This is a genomic window from Streptococcus thoraltensis DSM 12221, assembly GCF_000380145.1.
GTDB lineage: Bacteria > Bacillota > Bacilli > Lactobacillales > Streptococcaceae > Streptococcus > Streptococcus thoraltensis.
Genome location: NZ_KB904606.1, coordinates 1 through 10,747, shown reverse-complemented (window position 1 = coordinate 10,747; position 10,747 = coordinate 1). Strand labels below are relative to the sequence as shown.

The 10,747-nt window shown below is 34.4% G+C and carries 12 protein-coding genes; 9 read left to right on the top strand and 3 right to left on the bottom strand.

Going from position 1 to position 10,747, the window contains the following annotated elements; genetic code table 11:
- Positions 1-942 precede the first annotated feature (942 nt).
- The 3 genes from yaaA to A3IA_RS0106835 are packed head-to-tail and all read right to left on the bottom strand — an operon-like array spanning position 943 to position 2,897.
- Positions 943-1,680 carry a peroxide stress protein YaaA gene (gene yaaA / locus A3IA_RS0106845; RefSeq protein WP_018380581.1) on the bottom strand — a complete coding sequence of 246 codons (738 nt, stop codon included), beginning with the start codon at positions 1,678-1,680 and terminating at the stop codon, positions 943-945.
- A gap of 18 nt (positions 1,681-1,698) precedes the next feature.
- Positions 1,699-2,367, bottom strand: coding sequence for a rhomboid family intramembrane serine protease (locus tag A3IA_RS0106840; RefSeq protein ID WP_018380580.1), 669 nt, complete (start codon positions 2,365-2,367; stop codon positions 1,699-1,701).
- Positions 2,367-2,897 carry a 5-formyltetrahydrofolate cyclo-ligase gene (locus tag A3IA_RS0106835; RefSeq protein ID WP_018380579.1) on the bottom strand — a complete coding sequence of 177 codons (531 nt, stop codon included), beginning with the start codon at positions 2,895-2,897 and terminating at the stop codon, positions 2,367-2,369. Before A3IA_RS0106835 ends, A3IA_RS0106840 begins: the two co-directional genes overlap by 1 nt.
- A 337-nt stretch (positions 2,898-3,234) precedes the next feature.
- Between A3IA_RS0106835 and A3IA_RS0106830 the strand changes: the two genes are divergently transcribed.
- From A3IA_RS0106830 to nrdG, 9 genes are all read left to right on the top strand, one after another.
- A complete protein-coding gene (locus tag A3IA_RS0106830; protein ID WP_018380578.1) occupies positions 3,235-3,501 on the top strand; it encodes an IreB family regulatory phosphoprotein in 267 nt (88 codons plus the stop codon).
- A complete protein-coding gene (gene ruvX / locus A3IA_RS0106825) occupies positions 3,501-3,920 on the top strand; it encodes a Holliday junction resolvase RuvX (RefSeq protein WP_026217605.1) in 420 nt (139 codons plus the stop codon). Before A3IA_RS0106830 ends, ruvX begins: the two co-directional genes overlap by 1 nt.
- Positions 3,921-3,935: 15 nt before the next feature.
- On the top strand, positions 3,936-4,241 hold the full coding sequence (locus A3IA_RS0106820) for a DUF1292 domain-containing protein (RefSeq protein WP_018380576.1): 306 nt from the start codon (positions 3,936-3,938) through the stop codon (positions 4,239-4,241).
- A gap of 280 nt (positions 4,242-4,521) precedes the next feature.
- Positions 4,522-6,054, top strand: coding sequence for a hypothetical protein (locus tag A3IA_RS0106815; RefSeq protein ID WP_018380575.1), 1,533 nt, complete (start codon positions 4,522-4,524; stop codon positions 6,052-6,054).
- A 7-nt stretch (positions 6,055-6,061) separates the two neighbouring features.
- The gene (nrdD, locus tag A3IA_RS0106810) at positions 6,062-8,335 is read left to right on the top strand and encodes an anaerobic ribonucleoside-triphosphate reductase (RefSeq protein WP_425314537.1); all 2,274 of its coding nucleotides are present in this window, start codon (positions 6,062-6,064) and stop codon (positions 8,333-8,335) included.
- Positions 8,336-8,350: 15 nt separating this feature from the next.
- On the top strand, positions 8,351-8,485 hold the full coding sequence (locus tag A3IA_RS13560; RefSeq protein WP_018380573.1) for a hypothetical protein: 135 nt from the start codon (positions 8,351-8,353) through the stop codon (positions 8,483-8,485).
- 19 nt (positions 8,486-8,504) lie between these two features.
- On the top strand, positions 8,505-9,437 hold the full coding sequence (locus tag A3IA_RS0106800; RefSeq protein ID WP_018380572.1) for a Gfo/Idh/MocA family protein: 933 nt from the start codon (positions 8,505-8,507) through the stop codon (positions 9,435-9,437).
- On the top strand, positions 9,418-9,945 hold the full coding sequence (locus tag A3IA_RS0106795) for a GNAT family N-acetyltransferase (RefSeq protein WP_018380571.1): 528 nt from the start codon (positions 9,418-9,420) through the stop codon (positions 9,943-9,945). The genes A3IA_RS0106800 and A3IA_RS0106795 overlap by 20 nt, the downstream gene beginning before the upstream one ends.
- Complete coding sequence (gene nrdG, locus A3IA_RS0106790; protein ID WP_018380570.1) at positions 9,932-10,489, top strand: anaerobic ribonucleoside-triphosphate reductase activating protein; 558 nt, start codon at positions 9,932-9,934, stop codon at positions 10,487-10,489. Before A3IA_RS0106795 ends, nrdG begins: the two co-directional genes overlap by 14 nt.
- The last annotated feature ends 258 nt before the right edge of the window (positions 10,490-10,747 follow it).

Here is a 10,747-nt window from a genome sequence, read left to right as displayed (position 1 = left end):
ATTGTGGCTCTAATAAATCAAAAATAAGGAAAAGCAAAGAGGAATCTCCCCAATTATGAGATAGATTCCTCTTTTTTCATTTCAGTCAAACTGTAGAACTTTGACTTTTTCAGTGGGCTCCCAATCTGGTCCTCTCTAGGTGTTAGCTTTTCATCTACCCACTACAGTTGACAATGAGCCGATTTTCTGTCTAACTTTTGGGGCGCAGTTCATTCACACTGGTGGTTATGACTCATCTTGTAAGAATTTTATATGACATTTTTGTCATGGTAGACTGGTTATAAGCCCTATATAATGATCTTATTATTAGAAATGAGGTTATTATATGATTAATGATAAATCACTAAAGGAACTATCGTTTGATGAGTTGTGTCAGNTAATTCGACCTATTGTTTTTAAGTTTATGCGACAGTACTATATTCATCTTTGGGAAGTGACTGATTGGGAACAAGAAGGGATGATTTGTTTATTTCGCTTGATTCAAGACAAACCATCTTGTCTGGAGTGTCGTTCTTTATTCTTTGCGTGTTTTAAAACAAAGTTTTCAAGTTACTTGAAGGATGTGTTGAGGTCGCAAGAGAGTGATAAGAGACGACTCAATCGTTTGCCTTATGAAGAAGTTTCAACATTGAGTCACTCTATTTCTCAAGGTGGTTTANGCATAGATGAGCAGGTTATTTTGAAAGAACAACTACTCATATTACGCGAGCAATTACCTGTTCAAAAGAAGCATCTTGTTGGCTTATTGTTAAGTGGTGAACGCTTCAAGGGACGTAGTGAGCTCTTAAGACAATTGAAGGAAATTTCAGAGAGATAAAAAACACTAGCACTGTGAACTGCACCCCAATCATTCACAGATTTTTTGTCCAATTTTTTGGGGTTCAGTTCATTTATGCTGGTGGTTATGACTTATGATGTAGTGCTGGATTAGATTACATTGTTTTAGACTCTTCGAATATAGATTAATTCGTTTTGTTCATTTGAGTCTTTGAAGTGGTAGCCTTCGAATGATAGTTTTTTTAAATCTTCTATGGTTTGACATTCTTCCATCGCTGCTGCTTTTAGGAAGTAGCCACGCCCTTTTTTTGAGATGGTTGAGTGTTGTTTTAATTTCCCTGAACTGTTTTGTTCATAGAATCTAACTTTAGTTAATTTTTGACGTTCTGCAACGGAAAAAATGTTCTCAAATTCAGATGACAATAGTGAAATGATTGTCTCTTGTTTATGTGATTTTAAAAAATTATCGTAGTTTTCTTTCCAAAGTGTTTTTAGTGATTGATTATTGATTGATATGGAGTTATTAAAATCCAACCGATGGGGCTTGATAAACTCAGAGATTGGAATAATACCATATAATGCTGTTGTGATAAATGTTGTTTGTTCTAGATAATTTTGGGCATCGTTTGATAAATTTGTTTTTAGTGCACGGTACATTAGACCATTGTAAAGATCAAGTGCCTTATAGGAGAAACTGGTATCAGAAGTGATATCACGCCAGCGTTTTTGCTCTTTTAGAACAGTTTCTTCTTTTTTGAAATGGTAAATGGAGAATAGTTCGCTCAAATCTTTTTGTGACATTTCGTCAATAATTTTCTTAGTATTATCAGAATATCTTTTTTTAGAATTTTCTGGTTTTTCCTCATTCATTTCTTTGGCAGTTGATATTAAAAAACGGAGCATAGGTACTTTTTCCTTATATTAATGTGTTATAGCAAATATAATTAGACTAATCAGAACGACAAAATAGAAAATTAGAGATATGATTTTAGGAAATAGAGACAGGCTCGTTTCTTTTTGAGGACTCAATCCTATTCCTAGTAAAATACCTCCAATTAAACCTCCGAGATGTCCAACAATACTAACATTGGGAGTGGTGAGATTAAAAATAAGATTAATAATAATCAGTGTTCTGTAAGTATTACTGAGATTTCTTAAGGTAGGATTTTTACTGAAATAACCTGTGACAACAATTGCGGAGAAAAGACCAAAAATCGAAGTAGACGCACCTGCCACAATAACTTCAGGAGTTAGTAATAAGACAAATACATTTCCCATTATTCCAGAGAGAAAAAATAGGATTAAAAATTTTATATGTCCGTAGATTTTTTCAGATAATTGTCCAAGGAAAAAAAGGGTAATGGTATTGAATAAGAAATGTTCCCATCCAATATGAACGAAAATTGGTGTAATAAGACGCCAAAAATTAGAAGTATTTTCTTTTAAGACACTGCCAATCAATCCACCAAAGCGGTAGATAACATAGGCGCTTTCGGCATTCCCGGGATATAAAATTTGCATGCCAAAGAAGACAAGGGAAATGCTGACAATAAGTAGGATGGTAATAGGTGATTTTTTTAATGTAGACATTATTGTAATAGTTTTCTAACTGGAATATCGAACGGCTCTTTCTTAAAGTCTTGGAGTTGGAATGGATAGATGGTACTGATGGTATCACCAGTATAATCTGCTAAATAGCGATCAAAGTACCCAGCCCCATAACCAATCCTATAGCCATCAGGTGAAAAGGCAACTCCGGGAACATGGATAAAATCAATCTCAGATTTTTTTACTTCTAAATCTGAGATGGGTTCTAGAAGGCCAAAGGATGTTTTTTGCAATTGATTTTTATCATACTTTACAAAAATCATTTTACCATTTGGATAAGTTTTTGGAATAACAACTGTTTTTTTGTCCTTAATAGCTTGTGAGATAAAAAGGTTAGTGTTAAATTCATTAACCATTGAAAGATAGGTTGCAACAATCTTGGCATTTTGATAAGAAGTGGTAGATACCAATTTTTCCAACAGCATGGCATCGGCTCTATCCTTTTGCAGGATATTTTTTGAAAAATTTTTCATTTTCAAAATCATTTCTTTTCGTAGTTCTTTTTTAGTCATACTCTTATCTTATCATGAAGTCAGATAAAACTCTAACATCATATAGTAATCAATACGAAGTGTTCGGAGGTTCACGATAAAGATATGAAGAAAGTTTCAGCTCCAGGTAACGTATTTTCACAAAGACTATATTTCTCATGGTGAAATTTATCATAATGGCACTGAAAACGCAGAAATATCTATACGAAAATAGTTTGAAAAAATGTACGCAATTAGAAAGTACTTTCATTCATTTTCTTTATGCATACGTTGCGTTGGAGGTTTTATTTTAGTTGTCTTTAAGCGTTAACTATGCTATAATTAACAATCAAAAGCTTGTGAGAAAGAAGGTGTAAGTATGGGATTTACAGATGAAACAGTTCGTTTTAATTTAGATGATGCTAACCGTAAAGAGATAAGTGAAACCCTATCAAATGTTTATCATTCTTTAGCTGAAAAAGGTTATAATCCAATCAATCAAATCGTGGGCTATGTTCTCAGTGGAGATCCAGCTTACATTCCACGTTATAATGATGCTCGAAATCAGATTAGAAAATATGAACGGGATGAGATTGTAGAAGAATTAGTACGTTCTTACCTTGTTAAGAATGGTGTAGAACTCTGATGAGAATAATGGGACTAGATGTTGGTTCGAAAACGGTAGGAGTAGCTGTTAGTGATCCTTTAGGATTTACAGCTCAAGGTATCGAAATTATCGCAATTGACGAAGAAAATAAAGAGTATGGGCTAGAACGTTTATCCGAATTGGTTTCGGAATATAATGTTGATAGGTTTGTTGTAGGTCTTCCGAAGAATATGAACAATTCTGAGGGACCACGTGTAGAAGCAAGTAAACTTTATGGGGATTTAATCAAGGAACGTTTTGAACTTCCCGTTGATTATCAGGATGAGCGTCTAACAACCGTACAGGCGGAGAGAATGCTAGTTGAACAGGCAGATATTAGTCGCGGTAAACGTAAAAAAGTTATCGATAAATTAGCAGCGCAGTTGATTTTGCAAAACTATTTAGATCGTATGTTTTAAGTTAAAGGAGAAAAGATGGCAGACAAACATAATCATGACCACGAACCGGAAGTTATTACTTTAGTTGATGACCAAGGTAACGAAAGTTTATTTGAAATTTTACTTACTATCGATGGTAAGGAAGAGTTTGGTAAAAATTATGTTCTTTTGGTTCCAGCTGGAGTGCAAGAAGATGACAACGGTGAGATTGAAATCCAAGCCTACTCATTTACTGAAAATGAAGATGGTACAGAGGGTGATCTTCAACCAATTCCAGAAGATTCAGATGTTGAATGGGATATGATTGAAGAAGTATTTAATAGTTTTATTGATGAAAATTAAGTTATTAATCCGATTTTTAATCGGTTTTTTTTTGTGACTTATTTTTGCGACTTAGAAGTTTAGAAATTGTAACATTTTTCCGAATTAATAAGTAAGATGAAAATGAATTGTACATCACCATTGGATTTAACTGAAGAGGAAAAGCTATTTGTAAAACATTATCAAGAAAAAGACTATCACTGTTTTAGAGACATCCAAAAATATGCTTTACTTTTGCAAAAATTGACTAACGTGTAAATTCTGTTATACTTTGTATGAAGTTAAAATAAGGAGAACGCTAGTGACAACAAGTTACCAGGAAAATAGCACGATACCCTTAGATGGGATAAATTCTGTTGATGAAAAAATAAGTACTAAAATTGGTGGATTGGCTCATTTTTATGTAGTCCTCTTGAGTGCTATTGTTAGCTCTATATCTATTTTATTACCTGTTGTGAAAGATTTTTCAACGGTTGAACAAACGCAAAATCTCTATACGGGTTTAATGATGTCAAAAGGTGTTCTGCCTTATAATGATATTTATGCAACGGGCGGTTTTTTATATTATGCAGTGATAGCCTTGTCATACTTCTTGGGAACTAATTTATGGCTAATTGGGATTCATTTTTTAGCTTATTATATTTCCGGACGATACTTGTATAAGATTATTGTTGATTTAACAAACTCAAGTGAACTGGCAGTTGCCATGAACTTATTGTTTTATCTGTTTAACCTCATCCTAGGATTTGGAGGACTTTACCCTATTCAGTGGGCGTATCCATTCTTTCTGAGTATGATTTGGTTCTTAATGTCTTATTTCAAAAATCGAGTCAAAGATGAGTGTTTTATTATTTTTGGTTTAACAAGTACAGTAGGGCTATTTATTGAACCGCGTCTTTTGGTGTTTTGGTTAATTGCAACAATTACTATTCTGATTTTTAATATCAAGTCAAAACGTTTGGCACGTGGATTTTATCAAGCTCTATGTTTTATTTTTGGAACTATCTTGATTGGATATATTATTGGTTATTTCATTTTTAATGAGCAATTATTGGCAGAATACATTGCGCAGCCAATTCTATTTAACTTGACGGTGTTTCAATCTGGTCGTGAAGATTTTCTAATCAGTGCCATTTTCCAAGTAATCCTTGTCGTCTTTTCGGGGGGTTATCTTGGCTTTATGAGAAATTATAAGAATGAATTTACACCAGTAAAAATCATTTTGATTAGTTCCATTGTTGCTTATAGTGCTTATGCAATTCTTTCACAAACTTTTAATAGTTATTATCTATTATTTGTTATTGTACAAGGTATCATCTTATCAAGTCTTCGTTTAATAAAGGATTATCAATCAAGCTTATCTAGTAGAACACATCGTCGCAACAGACGAGGATCTTTAGCTAAACAGTTTTTCTATAATTATTTTACAAAAACTTATTTATTCCCCTTAATTTTACTTGTTGGAGTTGTAGGCCAACTATGTTATCACTATTATCTAGAATCACAAAAAATAAATGAGCGACAAACCCTTGCTTCTTTTGTCTCAAAAAACACTGATAAGGAATCAAAAGTCTATATTTGGGATAATCAAGCTACTGTTTATTTGCAGTCAGAAAGACAATCTATATCGAAGTTTTCACTTCCATATTTGTACACAGTAACGCCTAAAAATATGCAAAGTCTAGAAGACAGTTTACTTCAAGACGATGCTGAACTTGTCATGATTAAAAAGGATACGAAACTTAATCAATCGATAGAGAAAAATTTTTCAAGACATTATAAGCAAGTTAAGGTAAAGGGAATAAACTCTTTCATTATCTATAAATTAAAATAAAATCAATATGTTGTGTCTTTGTTTTTTTTTGACACAACATATTGATTTTTTATTGACCTTGTGTCATAATAACATCTATCAGGAGGTCTTTTCTATGACAATGCAAGAAGAAATAATAGCGGAAACAAATTTAGCTATTCAAGATTTAAAACAAATTGAAAAATATGATGGTAGATTAGTTACCTTTGATATCCAAAAATTAATTGCTAGTCTTGAAAAATCTATGGCTGCCCATTCTCCACTAACAAAAGAAAAATTTCATACTATTTTGGAAGTTATTTTAGATACGTTGTCTAAAAATAATTCTGGAACTCTTAAGACAAAAGATATTCAATTAGTGACTCTTCAAACATTATTAGATTACCAAGAAGAAGATTTAGCTAAAGATTATCAAGATTTTGCAGCATCAAAACATGACCGTAAAAATCAAGAAATGGATATTAATGTTGCTATCAATAAATTAATTGGTAAAGATCAATCTGTTGTCAATGAAAATGCCAATAAAGATAGTGATGTTTTTAATACTCAACGTGATTTAACAGCAGGGATTGTCGGCAAGGCTATTGGCTTGAAAATGCTACCCAAGCATGTGGCGAATGCCCATCAAAGAGGGGATATTCATTTTCATGATTTAGATTATAGCCCCTATACGCCAATGACGAATTGCTGTTTGATTGATTTTAAAGGTATGTTAGCCAATGGCTTTAAGATTGGTAACGCTGATGTTGAAAGTCCGAAATCCATTCAGACAGCAACAGCGCAGATTGCCCAAATCATTGCCAATGTCGCTTCTAGTCAATATGGTGGCTGTACCGCAGATAGAGTTGATGAATTTTTAGCCCCTTACGCCCAGTTAAATTATGAAAAACACTTAAAAGAGGCTAAAGAATGGGTTATTGAAGGAAAACAAGAATCTTACGCAGAAGCAAAGACCAAAAAAGATATTTATGATGCCATGCAGTCTTTGGAATATGAAATCAATACTCTTTTTACGTCAAATGGTCAAACCCCGTTTACTTCATTGGGCTTTGGTTTAGGAACCTCTTGGTTTGAACGTGAAATTCAAAAGGCTATTTTGAACATCCGAATCAAAGGTTTAGGAAGTGAAGAACGGACAGCCATTTTTCCAAAATTGATTTTCACAGTTAAACGAGGATTGAACTTAGAACCAAATTCTCCTAACTATGATATCAAGCAGCTGGCTCTTAAATGTGCTACCAAGCGTATGTATCCAGATATTGTTTCTTACGACAAGATTATTGAATTAACAGGTTCATTCAAGGCGCCAATGGGCTGTCGCTCATTCTTACAGGGATGGAAAGATGAAAACGGACAGGAAGTGACTTCAGGACGTATGAATCTTGGAGTAGTGACGCTTAACTTACCTCGTATTGCTTTGGAATCTTCAGGGGATATCGATAAATTCTGGAATCTATTTAAAGAGAGAATGCAAGTGGCTAAAGATGCCCTTGTTTACCGTGTTAATCGTGTCAGAGAAGCCAGTCCTGCGAATGCCCCAATTCTCTATCAATACGGTGCTTTTGGAAAACGCTTGGATAAAACTGAAGATGTTAATCAAATTTTTAATAAGCGTCGTGCAACGGTTTCACTCGGCTATATCGGTCTTTATGAAGTAGCAACGGTATTTTATGGTCCAAACTGGGAAACCAATCCAGTTGCTAAAGATTTGACTTTGGATATCATTCGACAAATGAAGGAAGCCTGCGAAGCTTGGTCTGAGGAATACGACTATCATTTTTCAGTTTATTCAACACCGTCGGAAAGTTTGACAGACCGTTTTTGCCGATTAGATACGGAAAAATTCGGTATTATTAAAGACATTACGGATAAGGAATACTATACCAATTCTTTCCATTACGATATTCGTAAAAATCCAACACCATTTGAAAAATTAGAATTTGAAAAAGACTACCCTGCAGCTGGAGCATCAGGTGGATTTATTCATTATTGTGAATATCCAGTCCTACAACAAAATCCTAAAGCACTTGAAGCTGTATGGGATTATGCTTATGATCGTGTCGGTTATTTAGGAACCAATACTCCAATTGATAAATGTTATCTCTGTGATTTTGAAGGGGATTTTGATCCAACAGAACGTGGATTTAAGTGTCCCAACTGTGGTAATACTGATCCTAAAACAGCAGATGTTGTCAAAAGAACTTGTGGTTATCTTGGTAACCCACAAGCGAGACCGATGGTTAAGGGGAGACATAAAGAGATTTCAGCCCGTGTGAAGCACATGAATGGCTCATCATTGTAAAAGAAAGGGAAAATCGTGGGAAAATACCAGTTAGATGACAAAGGAAAAGCACTCGTTCAACGCTTTCATGAAAAACACTCAACAGTGAAATCGGATAAAAAAGCGCGTGCACAGGAATTATTGAAAAAAGCTAAAATGAAACAAAAATAAAGATAAGGAGGAAGATGATGTGCTAAAAATAGGACTTGTTGGTATTGGAGGAATTTCTCAAAAAGCTTATCTCCCTTATATGAGACAATTACCTGATATAGAGTGGCATATTTTCACACGAAATAGAGATGTCAGACAGCAAGTGTCAATTCTATTTGCTCAATCTTCCACTTATGAATCATTAGAAGGACTTTTAAAAGAACCGCTGGACGGTGTTTTTATTCATGCGGCAACTAAGGCTCACTTTGCTATCGCTAGTCAATTTTTGGCATTGGGGATTCCCGTTTATATGGATAAACCATTAACAGAAGACTATGAAACTTCCCAAAAGCTCTACCAGTTAGCTCAAGAAAACAGCACTTTTTTAATGGCAGGATTTAATCGCCGTTTTGCTCCTAGAATTACTGAAATGACAAATTTACAGAACAAACGACGTATTCTCGTTGAAAAAAATGACGTTAATCGTGTAGGAGATTTTCAATTTAAACTGTTTGACTTCTTTATCCATCCTTTAGATACAGCATTATACTTACTTGATGACAAAATCAATTCAGCACGTTTTAAAGTGATTAAAGACAATGGTCTCCTGAGTCAGGTTTCAGTGATACTCGAGACAGACCAGTCAATTGCTATTATAGGCATGAATCTTCAGTCAGGTAGCCGTCGAGAAATTATAGAAATTCAAACACCGGAAGAAACCTATCATCTCGAAAACTTAGATGAGTTAACAATTTTCAAAGAAACAGACCAGTGGAAAAAACAATTTAGTTCTTGGGATACGACGCTATACAAGAGGGGATTTGAAAACATTATTGATACCTTTCTTGAAGCTATTCAAACCCAACAAAATCCTGTCAGTCCTCAATCCAGTTTGTTAACTCATTGGCTTTGCCATCAAATCAACCAATCCAATGCAATGAATGGAGAGCTTAATGTCAATTTACCAGAATAATCTTATTATTCGACGACCAACTGTTGCTGATAGAAAAACAATCTTGGAGATGATTGAAGAGTACCAAGAAGCCGACAGTTCAACTAGTGGACTGTGGAATTTTGCTAACAATCAGGATAAATTTGAAGGCTGGATAGAATCTAATTTCTTACAAGAAACTGGTTTGCTAGGAAAAGGCATCCCGGCAATTCAGTTGGTAGCCTTTGATGATCAAAATCAAGCCCTTGGTTTTTTAAATATTAGATTGCGTTTGGATCAAGAGTTACTATCAACAGGTGGTCATATTGGTTATTCTGTCCGACCAAGCAAAAGAGGTCGAGGCATTGCTAAAAAGATGTTGAAAGAAGCGATTGCCATTGCAGCCACCAAAAATATTCAAAATATCTTGGTGACTTGTCATCAAGATAATCAGGCTAGCCGGGCAGTAATTTTAGCTAACGGTGGCGTCTTCGAAAATAGTATTGATGAAACAGAAAGGTACTGGATAAAAAGCTATGAACAATCCTAAACCTGGTGAATGGAAATCAGAAGAATTAAGTCAAGGAAAAATAATAGACTATAAAGCCTTTAATTTTGTTGACGGTGAGGGAGTCAGAAATTCTTTATATGTCTCTGGTTGCATGTTCCATTGTGAAGGTTGTTATAATATGGCTACTTGGTCTTTTAATGCCGGAATACCATATACACAAGAATTAGAAGAACGGATCATGGAAGATTTAGCTCAGCCGTATGTACAAGGTTTAACACTACTAGGTGGCGAGCCCTTCTTAAACACAGGCATTTTGATTCCTCTTTTAAAACGTATCAAGACAGAATTGCCTAACAAAGATATTTGGTCTTGGACAGGCTATACTTGGGAAGAAATGATGCTGGAGACTGAAGATAAGCTAGAGATGTTAAAAATGATTGATATTCTTGTTGATGGCAGGTATGACCGAAATAAAAGAAATCTCATGTTACAATTTAGAGGGTCTTCAAACCAACGAATTATAGATGTTCAACAATCACTTGAAAGTGGTGATATAATTATTTGGAAAAAGTTACAAAATTAGCTTGACAAGTAACAAGAAGATATAGTAATATATAAAAGTTCTCAAAACGAGCGAATGTTGTCAGAAACAAAATAAAAAAGATGAAAAAAGTTATTGACAAGCAACGGATAGTTTGATAGAATAAAGAAGTTGTCTCGCGAGAGGCAATGAAAGACCTTTGAAAACTGGATAAAGAAACCAAACGTGCGGGTTACGAAAGTAACCTGTCAAAAAGAGAAAACGTCAGAAAGACACACGAGTGGGAACTCAAAATCTTAA